We start from the raw sequence: 19,866 nt of genomic DNA, 5'->3' as shown, positions 1-19,866 counted from the left end.
ACATTTAGCGACTGGGGTCAATTGGTGTCCGCATTCCCTCATAGAGATGAAAGAAACCGCAGTTCGTGACGGACACTGCAATCCGAGGGCGGTATTGCCAGTCGATTTCCTGCTCCCGGGCTTTGTACTGCTCCTCTACCTCCGATTTTTGGGAGGGCTCCACGCTCCGCAGGAGCTCACCATAGTAGCTGTCGATCCGGCTCCATTCCTCCTTCAGCCGCTTCCAGGCCTCCACCGACCATGTCTGATCATAGGTGCTGACCTTGTCCCCGAGGAAATTCTCCAGCTGGGCTACGGCCCGGTCCACGGACAATGCGGCATGCTGCAGGTGGATAGTAGGCGGAATCTGGGGCGTGAGGCGGCGTTTTTTGACCCGGTCATAAAAGCCCTCCACAATCTGCCCCGTAGCCATGTTGATGCCCAGGGAATGGAGCTCGTCCCGCTTCATATCGCAGATCAGCTCCACCTTGTAATTTACACAGAGCCAGGTAGAGTAGCCCAAGGAAGCATACGGATTCAGCACCGTTGGGTCCGGACTCTCGAACAGGCGGACAAACTGGCCACGTGCCTTGACCACGCCGAACAGCTGCTCCATCCGGCGGCTGCCGAAGGCCATTACATCGCTGGGGATGCGGCCATAACCGGAGGAGATGACGGTCGTGACGCCGAAATACCGACCCAGAATGCTGTCACTCTGCGGGGCAGCGGTTGCGGGCTCTCCTGTGGCAGGAGCAGATCCCGGAACGCCATTGCCTGCGGCCGGAGCCGGGGGAGGAACAGGAACGGCTTGGCGTGGAGGCGGTGCTGTTTTGGCACTGTACGTCTCCGGGTCAAAAATAAAGGTGAACTGCATAGGCTCCGGAGCTGCTCCCGTACGCTCCACGAAGCCCCAATAATAGGAGCGGTTCATCAGGTCCTTGTCCGCCTCCGGCGACAGCTGCACAGTGATCCAGCCGTCATTTTTCTCTGTTACCTGGCTGCCGGTGGCATCCAGATACCGGTGTACGAAGCTTTCGATCATCTCCCGGTTCATGCTGTTCTCACCTCCATGAGATGGTGTTGGGCGGGGGGGCGTTTTGGGCAGAGGCCATGAAGGCTGCAGGCAAGCCCGTTCCGGTCTTGTGCTCTTCCTCCTCCACTTCCTGCCGCACGTTATGGAATTGTGCTCCCAGCTCATCCATTCTGCTGCGCAGCTCCGTATCGCTGCGGGACTCCAGGGACATCCGCAGGAGCAGGCTTTCCAGGCTGGCGGATTTCTTCTCGATCCGCTCCAGAATGGCGTCGAGGCCGCCGATGACCATCTCAAACATGTTGATTTTTTCATGCAGGAGGGACAGGATATGCTCTTCAATGGTGCCTTTGGTGGACATATTGTGGATGATCACGTCCTCGGTCTGGCCCAGCCGGTGCACCCGGCCGATCCGCTGCTCCACCCGCATGGGGTTCCACGGCAAATCGAAGTTGATCATATGGTGGCAAAATTGCAGGTTAATGCCCTCGCCGCCCGCCTCCGTGGCCACCAGTACTCTGGACCGGGTACGGAAGAGGTCCATCATCCAGTCCTTTTTGCCCCGGTTCATGCCGCCCCGGTACGGGACTGCCGAGATGCCCCGCTCCTTCAAATAATGGAGGAGGTACTCCTGGGAGGCCCGGTACTCGGTGAAAATAATCACCTTGTCATTGATTTCTTCGATGAGCTCCAGCGCTTTTTCCGCCTTGGTGTTGGCCTTGATACCCTTGATAAGCTGGACCAGCTCGTTGATGCGGCCGCGGACGGGGGAGTCCTCGGGCATTTTTTTGAACATATTGAACAAGGTCAGGAACACCGCATCCCGGCTGGAGCAGACCTCCCGCTGGAGCGTCACGAGAGACAGAATCCCAGAGAGATCCCCTTGGGATTCCTCGTACCGCTGCCGCACAAAGTCGGTGACCCCGTTGTACAGCTCCATTTCCTCCGGGGAAAGCTCCAGGGTGACATTGCGTACCTTGCGTTTGGTATACGTCACACCGCCGTCGCTGCGCCGGTTGCGGATCATGATTTTGGACAGCTCGTCCTGGAGGCCACGCTCGTTTTTGGGGGTGCGTTTGCTCAGAATGAAGGAGGACTGGAATTGGCCCTGGCCGCCCAGTTGGCCCGGCTTCAGCACGTTGATCAGGTTGTACAGCTCCTTCAGATCATTCTGGACAGGCGTGGCAGTAAGGAGCAGGCAGTATTTTTTGCGCAGCTCGCTGACAAATTGGTAGTTGGTTGTTTTTTTGTTCTTCAGCTTGTGGGCCTCATCGATAATGACCATGTCATAGTCCATGTTCAGGACGATCTCCCGGTGGGGATCCCGCTTGGCCGTATCCATGGAGGCGACGATGATGTCGCACTGCTCCCACATGTATTCCTTCTTCTGGGCGGCGGCAGGGATGCCGAATTTGGAGTTCAGCTCCCGCACCCATTGCAGCACCAGGGAGGCGGGGACCAGGATCAGCGCTTTTTTGACCAGGCCGCGCACGATATATTCCTTCAGAATCAGCCCGGCTTCGATGGTTTTGCCCAAACCGACCTCGTCGGCCAGAATGGCCCGGCCCCGCATCTCCAGGAGCACCCGGCGTGCCGTCTCCAGCTGATGGGCCATCGGCTCCACCTGGGTCAGATGCTTCAGGCAGAGCAGCTCGTCGAAGCTTCCCACCAGACGGGACGCCTCCGCCTCGTAGGCCAGCTGGAACAGGGTCCAGTCGTCCCAGGGGCCGTTTTTTTCCTCCCGCTGCCGCATCTCGGTAAGCCAGCTGCGGTCGATGTGCATCTCCAGAATGCTGCTTAAGGCCCGGACCGTCTCTTCCGGCGCTGTTGGTTCGCTCATGCCACACACCTCCATCGTCAGCATACATCAGGCAGTATCCTATAGTATGAACCAATTGCTGGGTTTTCATAACGTGGAGTGGGGGAAGGAACGGGGAGGGAGCGGAAGCTACCGAAATGTCTCAGTTGTGCAGATAATGGAATGGAGCCAAGGTTATGTTTGATAGATAATGTGGCGCGGAGGGAGGTGGAATGAAGATTTCGATATCATTGTTGTGGGAGGACGATGCCTTGACTGTGACGAAGCAGACAGAGGCTGCAGCATCTCGGAGAGATGGATGTGGTTGCGGAAGCCTGAGTAGAGTAGCGTGTGGCGGTTCTACAACCAGTGGTACTGTATTAAAGTTGGGGAGAATACATGGGACTTTGGACAAAAGAACAACTACGGAGACCGAATGGGGTGGAGTCAAGCCTGTTGTGGTGAAAAAGCACTAGAAAAACGTGACCGGCATCGAGGACCAGATTATCGCCTTGAACGCCAAAGGGGTGAGCAACCGCGAATTTTAGAATCATTGCTGAAACGATGGTATTGAGGTATCGCCTACGCTCATTTCCCAAAGTGATCAACAAGATCGTTTGGTATCGATGGATGTCACCTGCAAAGGAACGCTAGTCTATAACCATAACTACTCTACTTGAAGTGAGAAATAGAAAGAAGCATTACCTTGATCCAGTTTCCATTTAACGTCAATCCGATACCTATAAAGACCTTGCTGTTCAGGAACCTGAAATATGTTCTTCTCTTTTTTTCCATCAGCATATCGCAAAGATAGTGACTTGATTCCAGCAATCGGTGCACCGTGATTGTTAACTTTTCCAGGCTTAATCTGAATGGTCGCTCCGCCTGGAACTATTACTGCTGGCAAATCCATTGTCAGCACGTCGGAAGCATCCTGTGTATAAGCCCCCCCTCGATTAGACCAGCTAACATATCCTACTTTCAAATCAATGAGGCGGTCATTCACGGTAACTTCCGGTGTAGGAGGCCAGCCTTCGTCAATATAAACCTCTTTCAGCAATGCAAAATACTGCTGCTGTTTATCCATTTTCTGCGTTAGTTCCTTAAGCGATCCATCAGTAAGCTTTCCGATAAAAAAACCTATAGTTAAAAGCAGCAACGAAATCAAGACAACGAAGCTTCCCCGCACTCCCCTCTTCTTCATCTGTTTCCTCCTTCCTCTTTTTTAGCTTTGTGTTCCGCCAAAATGATTATTGGACCTCTAGAGCAAAATAGAAAACGGCTTGACCTTGATCCATCATCCATTCACAATCAATTCGATACCTGTATAATCCTGGAGCTTCCGGCACAGTTATAAAACTTGAACTCTCTTCTATGTCGGATTCGTCAGCAAGGCCGAAACGTAACGAATGTATTCCCCTTCCGAATACAGGATTATTTATTTCGCCGCGATCTATCATTACCTTTGCACCAGCAGTGGCTATCACCGGAACCAGTTTTTTTATTTCTTCCTCCCCGTAAGCATCCCTCTTAGATTTCCGGCCGGATGCAGAGACCCACTCATACTCACCGAGCACTACCGGAATAGGCTGGGCATTTATTGAAACATCAGGCGCAGGCGGCAAAATGCTGTTAATTCGAACTTCATCACGAATTTGCACAAATGCTCGTCTTATCTGCAGCGTTCGAATCACTTGGCCAATCGGCCCATCAGTCAGTCGGCCTATCCCGAACCCTACACCAAAAACTGCAATAAATATGACCGGCAATAAGAGCTTTTTTCTTCGCTTTATCTTTCCCAAATTATCTAACCTCCTTAAGCCATCAACAAACTGTAAATCATAATAACTTAACCGCCTAAAATCACAAGATGCGATTGTTACAAGCGATCGTACCTTATCGTGGGAGATATAATTCAGATTTATGTTGAAGTTTCTGCGGAAATTAAAACCGAAAATCGGGTTAAGTATCCAAAAATTACAAAACAATTCTTAGCTAGAGTTATATAACATTATTTAAAGAATCGTAATGCAAAAATCATAAGAATTATGACAATTTATCAACAAATAGCTTGATTTGTTATGTGTCCTTCTTGTTAACTTAAAGGTCTTCACTGTTTCTGATTTTGAAGTAGATGAAGTTTTAAAAGGAAGCTTCCATTCAGGAGAGAAAATTCAAATCAAACAACTTGGAGGAATGCACAACGGAAAAAATTATATTATTGATGATGAAGTTTATCTAAAACAAGCAGCAAAGTATATTTTATATTTAGCATATTATGGCGAATCTGAGCCATTAACACTTGTTAATCCAACACAAGGCTACATTGAGTTAGTAAACAAAAAAACCAATGTTAATTTAAATAATCGTGTATTTACAAACGGACTAGAAAAAGAGCAACTACTTGCTGAAATTAGAACTAATGTTGCTAAAGCCGGTTCACGACCAAAGATAGAAGTAAGTTCAAAACGAAGAGCAGAGCTTCTCAATCAGTAATAAAACCTACTTTTTCGTTTAGCCCTTACTAACACCTTACTAGTACATAATGTTTCGCTTGCAGCGGTTAAATTAATTTTTGCGGGGATCGATAAGAACCTCAATCTTCAATGGAATAGCCTGGAGCAAGATAAGCTTATATCAATTATTATTAATTTATAGATGTGGCAAAAAACTTGGTTGAATTCCCCACAAAAAAACAGGGACGAACGGATGATGGCTTTCCGCGTCCCTGTTTAGTATGCTGATGAAGTGACTGTTTTCTACATAAATAAGGTTTGGTATTCCCGCTGCAGCTGCCGCGTGATCGGGCCGGGCTGTCCTCCTGCAATAGGTGTTTCGTCGATGAGAATGACCGGTGTCACCTCGGTGGTGGTTCCTGTGATCAACACCTCATCGGCGCTGTACAGCTCCTCCAGGCTAAAGACCGCCTCCTGTACCGGAATACCCACAGTACGGGCTTGCTCCAGCACAACCTGGCGGGTGATGCCGGGCAGAATCAGGTTATCTGCCGGATGAGTCCATAACGTCCCGTCCTTGACCATCATAATGTTGGAGGAGCTGCATTCCGTCACGGTTCCGCTGCGGTGCAGCACGGCCTCGTCGGCTCCGCGTTCAACGGCCTCCTGCTTGGCCAATACGTTACCCAGCAGGTTCAGGGTTTTGATGTCGCAGCGCAGCCACCGGATGTCCGGCACGGATACGATGCGGATGCCGCCGGTAATCTTGTCCCGGTTCCGGGGGAGAGGCTTGCAATAAGCGGTCAAGACGGGCTGGGTGCCCTCCGGCGGGAAGGCATGGCCCCGGGGAGCGGCGCCGCGGGTGATCTGCAGATACAGGATCCCTTCTTCCACCGGGTCCTCCTCCAGCAGCTTGTACATCAGCCCGGTGATTTCCGGAAGGCCGTAGGGGAGAGGAATCCTGAGCTCAGCAGCACTGCGGGCCAGCCGGACCAGATGGGCATCCTCCTGAAACAGGCGTCCGTTGTAGATCCGGAAGACCTCATAGATGCCGTCCCCAAAGTAATAACCCCGGTCATCCGGGTGTATCGTCGCGTCCTGGTAATCCGTAATGGTGAGATTATGGAGAAATTTCATGGCGGACAAGCTCCTTTTTGGCAAAAGTAGGTTTTCCCTATTTTACCCCTATTCGCGCGGAATTGCACAGGGGGGTCGAATGGGCAGCGCTGAATGTCCCCAATAGCTGTTTATGAAGCCGATCTACTATAGAGGACGGCACTATATTTGGAAATAACGGAACCGAATTTCCGCTATTCACCTGCAAGGCTACTACCGCCCGAAATAGCGGAAGCGAGTTTCCGTTATCCGGGTCAGAATTCACTCGGAGCCTCTAAGGAAGGCGAAATAACGGAAATAGCTTTCCGCTAACGTGCCGCCATGAGCCCTACCGCAGCAAATAACGGAAACCGTCTTCCGTTAAAATTCGTGCAGGGACCCATATTGGTACGCAGGGTGAAGAAGACGCAATCTTTTATTGACCACGAAAAAGTGAGCCAGACCGAGAAAATAAAAGCTTCTTCCCGGCCTGTCGGCACAGAATCGCCAATTTCGTCTTTATTTTATTAGAATCACTACATATAGTGGTGTATAATGGACTTCTCGCACTATATCTTGAACGTTCTGCCTCTTTATAGAACATATTCCAGATGTTTTGTCAAGTCGAAATAAACCTATCCGGGAGGGTGTTCATGTGGAAACCATGCAACTGAAGCAATCGAAATTGGAGGGGCTTAGCGAAAAAATATTTTTGGACCGCTATGCGATGAAGGACCCCGACACGAACAATACCAAGGTAGGGGATGCGGTTTTGGTGCTGACCAAGGACGATCCGAAGTTCCCCGCTAAGGAAGTGGGGACAGTAGTAGCCCGAAACGGCAAACAGGTCACCATTAAGCTGCGCAGCGGGGAAATGGTGGAATCCTCCATCGAAAAGCTGACGTTGACCAAGGAGCAGAGCCCCGAGGAGCTGTGGGACCGTCTGGCCAAAGCCATGGCTTCTGTAGAAGCCACACCTGAGAAACGCCAGGAATGGACCGAGAAATTCCGCTACATACTGGATGACTGGAAGCTGGTGCCCGGCGGACGGATCGCCGCAGGTGCGGATGCCAGCGATGAACTGACCCTGTTCAACTGTTACGTGGTTCCGTCTCCCCATGACAGCCGTGGCGGCATTATGTCCACCCTGTCCGAAATGACGGAGATTATGTCCCGTGGCGGCGGAGTCGGCATTAACCTGTCCTCTCTGCGTCCCCGCCGGTCGATTGTTCGTGGCGTAAGCGGCTCCTCGTCAGGTGCAGTATCCTGGGGCGGTTTGTTCAGCTACACTACCGGTCTTATCGAGCAGGGCGGCAGCCGGCGCGGTGCTCTGATGCTGATGATGAATGACTGGCATCCGGACGTGATGGACTTTATCACCGTCAAACAAACCATGAACCAAATCACCAACGCCAACCTCTCCGTGTGCGTTAGCAACGGTTTTATGAAAGCGGTGAAGGAGGATCTGGACTGGGAGCTGGTGTTCCCGGATACCTCCGACAGCGAATATGATGCCGTATGGAACGGCGATCTGGATGAATGGAAAGCCAAGGGCAAGGCCGTCAAGGTCTACAAAACCGTCAGAGCCCGTGACATCTGGCATACCATTATCGAATCAGCCTGGAAATCCGCCGAACCCGGCGTGGTCTTTATGGAATATTATAACCAGATGTCCAACAGCTGGTATTTCAACCCGATCATCTGCACCAACCCCTGCGGCGAGCAAGGTCTGCCGGCTTGGGGCGTATGCAACCTGTCCGCTGTGAATCTGTCCCGTTTCTACGATGCCGAGAAGCATGATGTGGCATGGGAGGAGCTGGGCCGGGTGGTGCGCTATTCCGCCCGGTTCCTGGACAATGTTATTGACAAGACTCCTTACCATTTCGAAGAAAATAAGGAGAATCAGCTGAACGAGCGCCGGGTGGGCATGGGCTCCATGGGTCTGGCCGAGCTGATGATCAAGCTGGAGATCCGTTACGGCAGCCCGGAATCTCTGGAATTCCTGGACAAGCTCTACGGTTTTATGGCCAAGGAGTCCTATCTGGCTTCTGCGGAGATTGCGGAGGAGAAGGGCAGCTTCAAGAAGTTCGATGCGGAGAAATATCTGCAAAGCGGCTTTATGAAAAATATGGTGGAGGCCTTCCCCGAAGTGGGAGCCGCTATCCAGGCCAAGGGAATGCGCAATGTAACCGTGATTACTCAGGCGCCTACGGGCAGCACCGGAACCATGGTGGGCACCTCCACCGGGATCGAGCCGTATTTCGCCTTTGAATATTTCCGTCAAAGCCGCCTGGGCTTCGACAAGCAGCTTGTTCCGATTGCCCAGGAGTGGAAGGATGCACATCCCGGGGAGGAGCTGCCGGATTATTTCGTCACCGCAATGAACCTGTCCGCAGAGGACCATATCCGGGCACAAGCAGCCATCCAGCGTTGGGTGGACAGCTCCATCTCCAAAACCGCCAACTGCCCTGCCGACTTTACGGTGGAGGAAACCGAACGCTTGTATGAGTTGGCCTTCGATCTGGGCTGTAAGGGTGTCACCATCTACCGGGACGGCAGCCGCGATGTGCAGGTATTGTCCACCGAGAAGAAGGAGGACAAGAAGGAAGCGGAGCCGGTTGCAGAAGAAGTGAAGCCGGAGCAAGAGAAAGTGGAAAATGAGTCTTTTGAAGCCATCGGCTCGGCCCTCGCCGTCAACGTGGACAAGAAAACCGAGCAGGTTTTCGATAATCAATACAAACGCCGTCCGCAGGTACTCCGCGGCGCAACCTATAAGGTAAACACACCATTCGGGATGGCCTATATCACCATCAACGATCTGGACGGTATCCCCAGCGAAATCTTCCTGAACGTAGGCAAAGCAGGCTCCGACGTGTTCGCCATGTCCGAGGCTCTGGGCCGGGTATGCTCCCTGTTCCTGCGCTACGGCAATCATGGCAACAAGGAAGCCCTGCTGATTAAACACTTGAAGGGCATCGGCGGTTCCGGCGCCATCGGCTTCGGCGCCAACAGAGTGGAGTCCATCGCCGACGCTGTCGCCAAATCGCTGGAAATGCACGTGCAGGCCAACGCCGCCGCCGCCGCGCATAACAGCTCAGCGTATGTCACCGCAGCAGCCGAAGCCGCCGCCCACAGCCACGCTCCCGCGGCAGCGGATCATGGCCACGACGCCCAAGGCGGCCACGGTCACGGCCACAGCAGCCTGGACCTGGGCACCGTCAGCAAGGACATCTGCCCCAGCTGCGGCAGCGCCTCGCTGATCCCGTCGGACGGGTGCAAAACCTGTACCAGCTGCGGGTATAGCCGGTGTAGTTGAGGCATTGCAGTAAAATTTTAAGGTCTGGCAAAAAAAAAGGGCTAAATAAATATCATAAGACCAGCAAAGAAAAGCCGTCCTAAGGTTAAGGGACGGCTTTTCTTGGTATTTAGTGGAAATATGTATTGCAATGAAAACCCTAGACTAGATGAGGGGGACGAAAATTTGTGTCAATCTTAACGGGATAATAAAAGAATTTCTTTTATCTATGGTTTTAATTATTCATTTAAAACTATTTTTATGAAGAGGAGCTATTTATGAGTTTATATTCAAATAGGAAGCTTCAATTACCTATCTTAATCCTATATCCTTTGCTCATTTTTGTACTTTTGAGCTTCCGTAAAGAGATAGACACATGGATTTTACCAATGGCCATATCCCTTCTATTTTGTTTTTTATGGAAAAATGTTCGATACTTACTGATTTCAACATTGATCATGTGGGTTGTTTCGGTTCCTTTATGGTACTTTCTGATTGAAGTGAATAGAGAGAGTCAATCCGCAGTTATTTTTAGTTCATCATTACCATTAATTTTCATACTATTTGTAATTATTGTCTTAGTTCCTGAAATCATCATTATTTCAATTAGAAACTTTTTAATAAGAAAATTCATTTCAAAAGGTTGATTGTTTTCGTTGAGCGAAATCGTCCGGAAATTGACCATGGGCGTGGTATAGGGGTAAAGGAGACCAATTCAAGCAGGTAATCCGTAGACTACAATCCCGGCTGCCTCGATACTTTGTGTCTCGTAGCGTTTGTAGCGTACTACATAAACGAAGCCACGCGAGTTTGAGAGCCCCTTTTTCTAATTAATTCTGCAACACTTTCATGATAGTTTACGGAGAGAAAAGTACTCGGATTTAATTTCCGAGTATTTTTTTTCCCTTTTTGCCCAAAAGGGCATGCCCGTACGTACGAGTTCAAGCTTTGGTATTTGCGGTATGATAATCACATCAAGAGAAAAGATAGGAATCGGGAGGAGTTGGGACCATGTCGAAATTTTTATTTCATTTGGGAAAATGGGCAGGATCCAATAGCAAGAAGGTCATCTTGACCTTCATTCTGCTTATGGCTGTATTAGGTGGTGTCATTATGAATATGGGTACCGCATTTACAGAGGACGTATCCATACCGGGTACGGAATCTGAGAAAGCCCTAAAGGTTTTAGAGGAAGAATTTACGGGGGGCAAACAAGCTGGTCAAGCATACATCGTGATGAAGGCACCACCCAATGAATCCTTGAACGCAGAAGAGAATAAAGCTGTTGTTACAGAAATGCTCGCGAAGATTAAAGAGGACCCGGCGGTTAACTCTGTTGCAGCTCCTGATAAACTGGCTAATATAAATCCGGATAAGCAGATTGGTTATGCAGTCATTACCTATCATTCGCCGGCGGCTGAAGTGAGTCAAGCATCCAAGGAACTGGTGGAAGAGAGTTTAAGTATCCTACAAGATAAAGGCATGCAGACCGGTTTAGGAGGAACGGTGGAATTTGAGAAAACCGAAGCAGGAGGTGGCCCCGGCGAGATATTGGGTGTTTCTTTAGCCTATGTCATATTGGCGCTAACGTTTGTTTCGCTGCTGGTAGCCGGAATGCCGATACTGATCGCGCTGATCGGGGTTGGAACCGGTGTTCTGCTGATTTTGGTAGGTACGAATTACTTTGATATTCCGTCCATATCCCTTACTCTGGCTGCAATGCTCGGCCTGGCTGTAGGCATTGACTACTCCTTATTTATCTTCTCCAGGTTCAAGCAGCAATTGAAAAAAGGGTATACCGTTCAGGAATCAATCGCCATTGCCAACGGTACCGCCGGGAATGCTGTTGTGTTCGCAGGTATTACTGTCATCATCGCCTTATTGGGACTTATGGTTGTTCAGATACCGTTTATGACAGTGATGGGGGTCGCAACTGCAGTAGTGGTTCTATTATCGATTATCGTGGCCATTGTAGTTGTGCCGGCTATCCTGGGATTAATGGGACATAGGATGAAGCCGGAGAAGAGCAACCGGTTATTGGTTAAGGTAACCCGTTCAGATAAGAAAAGCGGTACGAATAAATGGGGCAGCTTTGTTACGAAGAGACCGCTTATCGTGTCAGTAGTTGGTATTGTGGCATTAACCGTTATGATGGTTCCATTCTTTCATCTGAACCTGGGACTTCCTGATGGCGGCAACAAGCCGTATGAAACGGCGGAACGGCAAGGCTATGATTTGTTAACCGAGGCTTATGGAGAAGGGTTCCATTCAACGCTAGTTGTGATTGCGGATCCGGCGAATGAACAAAATGCATCCCCTGATAAATTGGCAGCCCTGTCCAAGAAGTTGAATGAGTTGGATCATGTGGTTAAGGCTTCTCCCGCCATGCCAAACCAGAAGGGTGAATTATTCTTATTAAGTGTAACCCCTGAAGATGGTCCTAATGCACCGGAAACCAAGGAGCTGGTGAAAGAAATCAGAGATCTTTCCGACGAGAACAACATGTCTTTAATGGTAACAGGAGCTACTGCTGTGAACATTGATGTATCAGATCAAATCATGGGTGCCTTGCCGGTGTTTGCTGTTCTGATTGTTGTCTTTGCCTTTGTGCTCATGATGGTTGTATTCCGTTCCATCCTTGTACCATTAAAAGCAGTACTGGGGTTCGTTCTTTCCATCGGTGCTACCCTGGGCTTTACGGTCTTTGTTGTGCAAGACGGCCATTTCCTGGATCTATTCGGTTTCCCTGGTTCGAGCGCGGTATTGTTCTTGCTGCCTGTTCTCGCCATCGGTATTTTGTTCGGGTTATCCATGGACTATGAAGTATTCCTGGTAAGCAGGATGAGAGAGGAATATGCTCATACAGGCGACGCCAAAAAAGCCGTTCTGGCGGGTCTGAATGAAAATGGAACGGTTGTAACCGCGGCAGGCCTTATTATGATTGCCGTGTTCTCCGGCTTTATCTTTTCTCACGATCCCATCATTAAGCAGATGGGCTTAACCCTGGCCGCTGGCGTTTTACTTGATGCCTTTGTCGTGCGATTGGCAATTGTGCCGGCTGTTATGACATTGATGGGCAAATCAGCCTGGTACTTCCCGAAATGGCTCGATAAGCTCCTTCCGAATTTTGACATTGAAGGAGAGGCCATTATGAAGGAGTACGACAAGCCCCACAGCAATCGGCCAATCGAGTTAAAGGTGCTAAAGGAATCTGCTGATTTCTAAGCTATCCGGGAGCGAAGTTTGGAGAGGAGCATAAGGAATGGACCACACAGTAAAGGGGACCCGCTATGAATATATCCAGATTACAGTAAGCAACACCATGAAACCACTGTACATCTTTTACTACGAAAATTCAGGTTGGATCTTAGAAGAAGCATCGGAGGTTAAGGAAAGAAAATCCAATGTTACTTTGAATTTCAGACGCGATCTTATAAACAAGAATAGAGAAGAGGAGGCCAACCCCAATTGTTGGAGCAGGTTATGAGAGTAGGTGGAAAAACAACACTTTTAGAGAACATTTGGAAGAAAATATTATCGGTCTTGCTAACGATAATTGGTGGTATAGTTGTGCTCATTCTTTTTGGAGGCATGATGGGTTATGCAAAACTCCAAAAAATAAAAAAATCAGCAAATACATTGCATATAAAAAAATAGAAAAAGGCGCATTCCATCACCGGAATGCGCCTTTTTTCAAGCAGTCTACTGATTGTCCACTATAGTGTAATGATTTTTCAATGCCTGATTGGCACGAACGATCATGTAAGCGGCCATTATGAACACAAGCGCACTAACTATCGTGCCTGTAGTGACATTCATGATTTGCCGGAAGGAATCATCTTCTCCGAACCGGGAAATCATTGCGGTTTGCAGGGTCAGAATAGACATTAATGCTGCCGAAAAGCTAAGCATTTTGGCAGCGGAGAAAACAGGCTCATCCATTTTGCGGTATTTCACCATATTAATAATGGCAAGGGTTAAGCTGTAAAACGCATACACGGCAGAAGCGTAAATCACTAATCCCGGATAGTGATACCCCTTGTTTTGCCAAATGATTTGGACGATCACACTTATCATAGCCAAATTCAATCCAAAGAGCAAAATTCCCGTATCACGGTATCGCCTAATTTCGTGTATATACTTATCATCTTTTATTTCCATTATGGAAACAAACCTCACGCTTCGAATTAGAAGGAACCGAATAATTGTGAGAATAATATAATAAACGGCAACCGCCCCAAACCAAATGGATGAATAAAATAAACATGCCAGAAGGTGGAATATGCTTGAAGCAAGATTGATGCACGTTCCTGCATAGAGAGATAACCTTACTCGAAAATTCTTATCCTTCAGATAGCGGGCGATAAAGATAGGCCGGATGCCTGTTTTTCGTTGTGTCATGGCGTACTCCCTAATGTCTTAAATGACTGAGCTGCGGATGGTTCCCTGATTTTCTTGTTTATTATAGCAAAGGGTAATCAAATTTACTTGCTCAATTTTATCAAGAGCCCAAATTGCCCAAAAGGGCATGCCCTTTTGGACGTTATCCAATTTTGATAGATCAGCTATGATTATGCCAATGAATATACAACTCATAATGAATTAAAGGCAGATGATCATGAAGGAGACCCAATGAACATAAAAGAAGAGATCAAACAAAGGACCATCCATTCCATGAAGTTCAAGTTTATAATGCCGGTTATGCTTGTCCAAATTCTTAGTACAAACATTGGACAAATTGTAAATCTGGCGTTGACAAAAAGCAGGGAGGCGTTCGGGGAAGCAGGGATTAGCACAACTTACCTGGATGGGAATGTCGGGTTTTACGTCTCATCAGGTTTAAGTACTCTGATCTCTGTTTTAATTATTGCGCTGCTTAATGATCGATTGATACTAAAAAGATTAAATAAAGTTCTGCTCCACACCGATAGGCTGGGCGAAGGGGATTTAGCCGGCACACTCCAGCTTGAGGGTCGTGATGATATCAGCCGCCTGGGCGAAGCCCTTGATAAAAGCTCGGGTAATATAAGAAAACTGATTGTTAAGATTGATGACACCTCTGACCAATTACATAAATTGAGCTTTTCTACTCTTGAAGCAAGCCGGAACTCCGTAGCTAATATTCATCTCATTCATTCTACTTCAACTATTCTTGCCGAGGACGCGGAAAAATTAACGCAGTCTGCACAGATGGCGGAAGTATCCCTCGCTGATATTAATCGTACAAACGAAGATTTACTGCAGAAGGTGGAGGTTTCTCTTCTGACATCCGTTTCTATGAAGGCCAGAGCGATGCAAATGGAGCAGGAGGTAAACGTCTCTTTAGCAAGGGCCAACGAAACATATAGCGAAAAACAAGCCAAGCTGAAGCAAGCTATTCAGGCAGGTGAAATTGTCGAGGAGATTAATGAAATCTCAGATAATATAAAAGATATTTCCTCACAAACAGGGCTTCTTGCATTAAATGCGTCCATTGAGGCAGCGAGGGCAGGGGAGTACGGCAAGGGCTTCGAGGTGGTTGCGGCAGAAGTAAGAGTATTGGCAAACCGCACAGCAGAAGCAATCGCGCATGTGGACGGCATCCTTACACAAGTCCGCGATGCGTTCGCCAACCTGGCAGCGGGATCACAGGATATGCTGGATTATATAAATAAGGACGTCAAGGCAGATTATGAATTATTAATCCAAGCCGGTAAGAAATATCAAGAAGATGCCTTGAAGATACATACGATATCGGAGGAAGTCAGCAGTGCCGCAGATCAGATGAAAGCGTCTGTAACCCAAATTGAAGCGGTTATTGATTCCGTGTTGGCAAGCTCATCTCAAAATGCCGGTTACATTCAAGAGGTAAAAGCAAGCGTAGAGCATATTGATCAGGTTCTGCAAGAGACGGCCCACAATATGGAAAATCAAAGCTCGCTTTCTATTCATTTAAGGGAGGCTATCGACAGCTTTACGGTTTAGCAGGGTCAGGTGTATTTCACGAAAAGGCAGCCTGACTACTAACTAATCGCCTACAAAACCCTCAAACGTATAACATTCCATGAAGCCTTACTCAGGCTGGCCGAGATAGTGGAGCCGTTGACGGTGGCGTTGCCCCGGTTGTGTGGTTTGACGTGGTCGGGCTGTGCGGCGGTATTGACGGCTTTGAGATCGGCATGCTCCAAAACAAGGTGCTCAATAAGCGAACAAGCTCCAAAGCTGCGCAAGTCCGCCTCGAAGGGTAACTCCCCGTCTAAATGCCGGTTAACGGCGAAGATGGTCACCTCTCCCTGTTCCTCATTGTGTACGGCAATGGATTCCAGATGCGGGATGTCTGTGATCTCCTTGGTATCGTATTTGGTGGATTGAATGAGAGGGACTAACGAATGGCCGCGCCCATATAAGGAGGCATGCATGTAGGGATAATAGATCGTCTGCATCCAAGCGGCTCCGCCGGTTTCTGTCATGATGGGGGCGATTACGTTTACCAGCTGCGCCAGACAAGCCATCTTTACCCGGTCCGCATGCTTGAGCAGGCTAATCAGCAAACAGCCGACCACCAGGGCATCCTCCATGGTGTAGATGTCTTCGAGCTGGGCAGGGGCAATTTGCCAAGGCTCGATTTTTTTGTCTGCAGCATTGCTGTGGAACCAGACGTTCCATTCGTCGAAGGATAAGTACATGCGTTTTTTGCTGCGCTTCTTGGCTTTCATATAATCGCAAATCGCAGTGACGCTAAGAATGAACTCATCCATCTGCAGCGATCGGGCCAGGAAGGTTGGGGTATCATTCTCATGATTACCGTAGTATTGATGCAGCGACAGGTAATCGACATGCTCATAGGTGTGATCAAGCACCGTTGCTTCCCAATCGGCAAATGTGGGCATGCCCAGAGCTGAGCTGCCGCAGGCGACCAATTCAATGGCCGGGTCGGTCCACTTCATCACTTTGGCGGCCTCCAAGGCAATTCTTCCGTATTCCTCCGCCGTTTTGTGGCCAATCTGCCAGGGACCGTCCATCTCATTTCCGAGGCACCAGGTTTTGATCCGGTGCGGCTCCTTGTAACCATGACGGATACGCATATCGCTCCAGTAGCTGCCGGACGGATGATTGGCATATTCCACAACCTGCCGCGCGTCATCGACGCCTTGTGTCCCCAGATTGATGGCCCACATGACATCGGTGCCGGCTGCTTTTGACCAAGATGCGAATTCGTTCATGCCAAAATGATTGGGTTCGACGGTTCTCCAGGCTAATTCAAGCTTGCTTGGCCGTTCGCTGACCGGGCCGATGCCATCCTTCCAATCGTAACCGGATACAAAATTGCCGCCGGGATAACGGACAATCGGCACACGCAATTGTTGAACAAGCTTCAGAACATCCTTTCGAAACCCCTGTTCATTGGCATCGGGATGACCGGGTTCATAAATGCCGCCATAAACAGCCCGTCCCAGATGCTCGATGAAGGAACCGTAGAGCCGGTCGTCAACCTTGCCGATGATAAAATCTTTATCCACCGTCATTTTTGCTTTTATTGTCATGCCACACGCCTCCAGTATGTATATGTTGATGTATCTGTTACCGCTGTTTGGCGAACTTGCTGCGGAAGCTCAGTGGAGATAAACCTTCTTTCTTGGAGAAGCAGGTGGAATAATGCGACGTATGGCGGAACCCGACTTCCCCTGCTATTCGGGCAATGGACCAGGGGGTTTGCAGCAGCAGCCGTTTGGATTGCTCGAGGCGGTAATACTGTAGATAGGCCATGGGAGTCATCCCATAGACCTTCATCATCACCTTCGCCAGATAATTGGGATGGTAGTTCATCTGTTCTTGAAGCACCGAATTCGTGATATCGTTGGCATAATTCTGACGGATAAATAGCTCGATTTGCTCAGCCAGCCGTATCGCGGCAGCGTCCGCGGGAGGAGCATGATCCCGGTCCAGGTACTGCAGGAGGAGTTGGAAGGAAGCTTGCCTTTTCCAATTCCGAAGGGATTGCGGCTCATGGTCCTGTTGAAAGAAGGTATCCAAAGCCTCCATGGCCTTCAAGGACAGCTTCATGTATTTGGAGATGAAAATGGAGCAGGCATCGGCGTGGTTCAAAAACACTGCTTTTTTGTGGGCTTCGATCAGCTCCAGTTGGTTGCCCAGGCATTCGTTGGTGTCGCGGCACATCTGCCAGCTGCCGAAGGTCTGAAAGTGAATCCAGGTGATTTCCGTATCCGTTTTGCAGGGGGCACTGCCATAATGATGACCGTTGGGGAGAAGGATAAGTCCTTCTCCCTCTTTGATTTCCCAGGTGTTTCCGTTTTCGCCGATGGGGAGGACGCCCTTACGGACGACAATGAGATCGAATACGCCGAGGCAATTCCGGTCAATATGGGTGTCTCCTACTCCGTAATAGGCATGACCGCAGTCCACGAAGTAGGGAATGGGTGGCGAGATAAAGTGAAGAATGGCTGAGTTCACCACAAATACCCCTCCATAGGCTTTAATTGGAAAAAGTTATTCTAATCATACTTCAAGTCCTTTCAGAAATAAAGCGCTTCCTTAAAAAGAAAATAAGCATATTCCAGACCCCTCCGGTGTTTTGTTAAACAGGTTTTTTAAGGTTGAAAATCTGAAAAAAGAGGTTGTGATTCTGGTTTCCAACTCAGGTGGGATCAAGTATAATTCCATTAAAAGCAAGCGCTTCCTTAGCCCGTAAGTAAATGGAAGAGGCTTGATACTTGGAATTACCAAGAGATTGGGTCACAAGATTATGTTTTCGCTCAATTATGAAGGGGGAGTGGAAAAATGAAAGTGGGACGGAAGCTGGGGGCAGGTTTTATCTCCATTTTATTGGTAGCTGGTGCAGTAGGTTGCGGGGAGAATGAGACAAACACATCGCCATCGCCATCCGGAGGAGAATCTCCTAAAGCATCAGCGACAACAGCGGCAAATGGGAAGAAGGTCAAGATTACTTATTCCATGTGGGGAAGCGCGGAGGAAGGAAATACAACCCAGAAGGCAGTAGATAAGTTTAATGCCTCCCAAGACCGCATTCAAGTGGAAGTGGTAGCGATTCCGTGGGAAAGCTACATCACCAAGCTGAATACCATGGCAACGGCCAATCAATTGCCGGATGTGGGGATGTTAAAGGAGGATGCGGTCATCCAATGGTCTTCCAAAGGGATGCTGAAGGATGTAAGTGCCATGTATGAAGGAACAGGCAGCAAACCGCTGGACAGCCTGGCCTACAAATATAATGGCAAGCCTGTAGCGTATGCGGCTGCCAATGAAATCCTTCTTCTTTATTACAACAAAGACATGTTCGACAAAGCGAAGGTGCCTTATCCTCCGGCCTCTCTGGACAAAGCATGGACATGGGACCAATTCGTGGAGACGGCCAAGAAGCTGACCCTTGATAAGAACGGTAAACATCCCGGCGAGGCCGGATTTGATCAGAAGAGCATCGTCCAGTTTGGTGCATCCGTGGAAAATCTGCCGTGGCAGCTGGAAACCTGGGCCATTAGCAATGGCGGCGGCTACTACAACAAAGACGGGACCGATGTAAGAGTTGGAGAAGACGCCAGTATCGAAGCGATTCAGAAGGTTGCCGATCTATATTTGAAGGACCATGTTGCTCCGCTGTCTGTTGGGCAGACGGACGATGGCATTCAACGTACCATTATAGCGGGGACGGTTGCAATGGCCACAAACGGCCAGTGGAATGTAGGAACCAGCTTGAATACCGCCAAAAAAGAAGGCCTGAAATACGGTGTGGCCGTACTGCCTTATATGAAGGAAAAAGTAACACTTAACACAGGCGGCGCCAATGTGGTATTCTCCCAAACGAAGAACCCGGCCGAAGCCATGGAATTCCTCAAATGGTATACGGCTGAGGAAAACAACTGGGGCCTTATTTCAGAAGGAATCTGGATGCCTACGCTTGAAAAATGGTATAAGGACGAAACGTTAACCCGCAAGTGGGTTGAAAATCCCAACTTCCCTCCGTACGCCGAATACAAGTCAGCGGTAGTCGATTATGCCCAATCCCCCGCTGCGAGGCCGGCTTCCTGGTTCTATACCAATTACACAACGGAATTTAATAACCTGCTGGGATCGGTTCTGGGAGATGTCTGGACCGGGAAGACTACAGCCAAGGATGCCATCACTAAAAATCTGGATAAGCTGAAGGCAGCCAATAAAGGGAAATAGCGACTGGACAGTTATCGGAAAATAAAAATGG

General features: G+C 49.1%; 14 protein-coding genes and 1 pseudogene. 7 read left to right on the top strand and 8 right to left on the bottom strand.

What is annotated here, in order from left to right; translation table 11 throughout:
• Positions 1-4: 4 nt before the first annotated feature.
• Complete coding sequence (locus tag ACI1P1_RS14505) at positions 5-1,033, bottom strand: YqhG family protein (RefSeq protein ID WP_416217110.1); 1,029 nt, start codon at positions 1,031-1,033, stop codon at positions 5-7.
• Positions 1,034-1,040: 7 nt separating this feature from the next.
• Positions 1,041-2,849: a DEAD/DEAH box helicase gene (locus ACI1P1_RS14500; protein WP_416217109.1), complete on the bottom strand. Its 1,809-nt coding sequence runs from the start codon at positions 2,847-2,849 to the stop codon at positions 1,041-1,043.
• A 398-nt stretch (positions 2,850-3,247) separates the two neighbouring features.
• Between ACI1P1_RS14500 and ACI1P1_RS14495 the strand changes: the two are divergent.
• A pseudogene (locus ACI1P1_RS14495) lies at positions 3,248-3,403 on the top strand (IS256 family transposase); the annotation flags it as partial.
• 71 nt (positions 3,404-3,474) lie between these two features.
• Here ACI1P1_RS14495 and ACI1P1_RS14490 read toward each other — a convergent pair.
• Together ACI1P1_RS14490 and ACI1P1_RS14485 are read right to left on the bottom strand one after the other, a co-directional pair.
• Positions 3,475-4,011 carry a hypothetical protein gene (locus ACI1P1_RS14490; protein ID WP_416217108.1) on the bottom strand — a complete coding sequence of 179 codons (537 nt, stop codon included), beginning with the start codon at positions 4,009-4,011 and terminating at the stop codon, positions 3,475-3,477.
• A gap of 46 nt (positions 4,012-4,057) precedes the next feature.
• Positions 4,058-4,609: a hypothetical protein gene (locus ACI1P1_RS14485; RefSeq protein WP_416217107.1), complete on the bottom strand. Its 552-nt coding sequence runs from the start codon at positions 4,607-4,609 to the stop codon at positions 4,058-4,060.
• A gap of 274 nt (positions 4,610-4,883) precedes the next feature.
• On the opposite strand from ACI1P1_RS14485, the gene ACI1P1_RS14480 reads away from it, so the two are divergent.
• The gene (locus ACI1P1_RS14480) at positions 4,884-5,303 is read left to right on the top strand and encodes a hypothetical protein (RefSeq protein WP_416217106.1); all 420 of its coding nucleotides are present in this window, start codon (positions 4,884-4,886) and stop codon (positions 5,301-5,303) included.
• Positions 5,304-5,566: 263 nt separating this feature from the next.
• Here the strand turns inward: ACI1P1_RS14480 and dat are convergent, their stop codons facing one another.
• On the bottom strand, positions 5,567-6,400 hold the full coding sequence (gene dat / locus ACI1P1_RS14475) for a D-amino-acid transaminase (RefSeq protein ID WP_416217105.1): 834 nt from the start codon (positions 6,398-6,400) through the stop codon (positions 5,567-5,569).
• A gap of 622 nt (positions 6,401-7,022) precedes the next feature.
• Here dat and ACI1P1_RS14470 point away from each other — a divergent pair.
• From ACI1P1_RS14470 to ACI1P1_RS14460, 3 genes are all read left to right on the top strand, one after another.
• Positions 7,023-9,674 (top strand): adenosylcobalamin-dependent ribonucleoside-diphosphate reductase, encoded by a 2,652-nt coding sequence (locus ACI1P1_RS14470; RefSeq protein ID WP_416217144.1) that lies wholly within the window; start codon positions 7,023-7,025, stop codon positions 9,672-9,674.
• Positions 9,675-10,664: 990 nt separating this feature from the next.
• On the top strand, positions 10,665-12,878 hold the full coding sequence (locus ACI1P1_RS14465) for an MMPL family transporter (protein WP_416217104.1): 2,214 nt from the start codon (positions 10,665-10,667) through the stop codon (positions 12,876-12,878).
• Positions 12,879-13,121: 243 nt separating this feature from the next.
• Positions 13,122-13,310, top strand: coding sequence for a hypothetical protein (locus ACI1P1_RS14460; RefSeq protein WP_416217103.1), 189 nt, complete (start codon positions 13,122-13,124; stop codon positions 13,308-13,310).
• A 45-nt stretch (positions 13,311-13,355) separates the two neighbouring features.
• On the opposite strand, the gene ACI1P1_RS14455 is transcribed toward ACI1P1_RS14460, so the two are convergent.
• Positions 13,356-14,054 carry a hypothetical protein gene (locus ACI1P1_RS14455; protein ID WP_416217102.1) on the bottom strand — a complete coding sequence of 233 codons (699 nt, stop codon included), beginning with the start codon at positions 14,052-14,054 and terminating at the stop codon, positions 13,356-13,358.
• Positions 14,055-14,285: 231 nt separating this feature from the next.
• On the opposite strand from ACI1P1_RS14455, the gene ACI1P1_RS14450 reads away from it, so the two are divergent.
• Complete coding sequence (locus tag ACI1P1_RS14450) at positions 14,286-15,617, top strand: methyl-accepting chemotaxis protein (RefSeq protein ID WP_416217101.1); 1,332 nt, start codon at positions 14,286-14,288, stop codon at positions 15,615-15,617.
• Between the two features lie 50 nt (positions 15,618-15,667).
• Here the strand turns inward: ACI1P1_RS14450 and arfA are convergent, their stop codons facing one another.
• Both arfA and ACI1P1_RS14440 read right to left on the bottom strand, forming a co-directional pair.
• Positions 15,668-17,176, bottom strand: coding sequence for an arabinosylfuranosidase ArfA (gene arfA, locus ACI1P1_RS14445; protein ID WP_416217100.1), 1,509 nt, complete (start codon positions 17,174-17,176; stop codon positions 15,668-15,670).
• Positions 17,177-17,213: 37 nt separating this feature from the next.
• The gene (locus tag ACI1P1_RS14440) at positions 17,214-18,104 is read right to left on the bottom strand and encodes a helix-turn-helix transcriptional regulator (protein WP_416217099.1); all 891 of its coding nucleotides are present in this window, start codon (positions 18,102-18,104) and stop codon (positions 17,214-17,216) included.
• Between the two features lie 327 nt (positions 18,105-18,431).
• On the opposite strand from ACI1P1_RS14440, the gene ACI1P1_RS14435 reads away from it, so the two are divergent.
• Positions 18,432-19,835, top strand: a complete 1,404-nt coding sequence (locus tag ACI1P1_RS14435) for an ABC transporter substrate-binding protein (protein ID WP_416217098.1) — start codon at positions 18,432-18,434, stop codon at positions 19,833-19,835.
• Positions 19,836-19,866 lie beyond the last annotated feature (31 nt).

The sequence above is a fragment of the Paenibacillus mesotrionivorans genome, from assembly GCF_046098205.1.
Taxonomy (GTDB): Bacteria; Bacillota; Bacilli; order Paenibacillales; family NBRC-103111; genus Paenibacillus_AR; species Paenibacillus_AR mesotrionivorans.
This window is presented reverse-complemented; position numbering and strand designations above follow the sequence as displayed.

Excerpts from the sequence above, each read along its gene's own strand:
- ACI1P1_RS14455 (WP_416217102.1), bottom strand. The coding sequence starts at position 14,054 with ATGACACAACGAAAAACAGGCATCCGGCCTATCTTTATCGCCCGCTAT.
- ACI1P1_RS14470 (WP_416217144.1), top strand. The coding sequence starts at position 7,023 with ATGCAACTGAAGCAATCGAAATTGGAGGGGCTTAGCGAAAAAATATTT.
- ACI1P1_RS14500 (WP_416217109.1), bottom strand. The coding sequence starts at position 2,849 with ATGAGCGAACCAACAGCGCCGGAAGAGACGGTCCGGGCCTTAAGCAGC.
- ACI1P1_RS14505 (WP_416217110.1), bottom strand. The coding sequence starts at position 1,033 with ATGAACCGGGAGATGATCGAAAGCTTCGTACACCGGTATCTGGATGCC.
- ACI1P1_RS14450 (WP_416217101.1), top strand. The coding sequence starts at position 14,286 with ATGAACATAAAAGAAGAGATCAAACAAAGGACCATCCATTCCATGAAG.
- ACI1P1_RS14465 (WP_416217104.1), top strand. The coding sequence starts at position 10,665 with ATGTCGAAATTTTTATTTCATTTGGGAAAATGGGCAGGATCCAATAGC.
- ACI1P1_RS14490 (WP_416217108.1), bottom strand. The coding sequence starts at position 4,011 with ATGAAGAAGAGGGGAGTGCGGGGAAGCTTCGTTGTCTTGATTTCGTTG.
- dat (WP_416217105.1), bottom strand. The coding sequence starts at position 6,400 with ATGAAATTTCTCCATAATCTCACCATTACGGATTACCAGGACGCGACG.
- arfA (WP_416217100.1), bottom strand. The coding sequence starts at position 17,176 with ATGACAATAAAAGCAAAAATGACGGTGGATAAAGATTTTATCATCGGC.
- ACI1P1_RS14435 (WP_416217098.1), top strand. The coding sequence starts at position 18,432 with ATGAAAGTGGGACGGAAGCTGGGGGCAGGTTTTATCTCCATTTTATTG.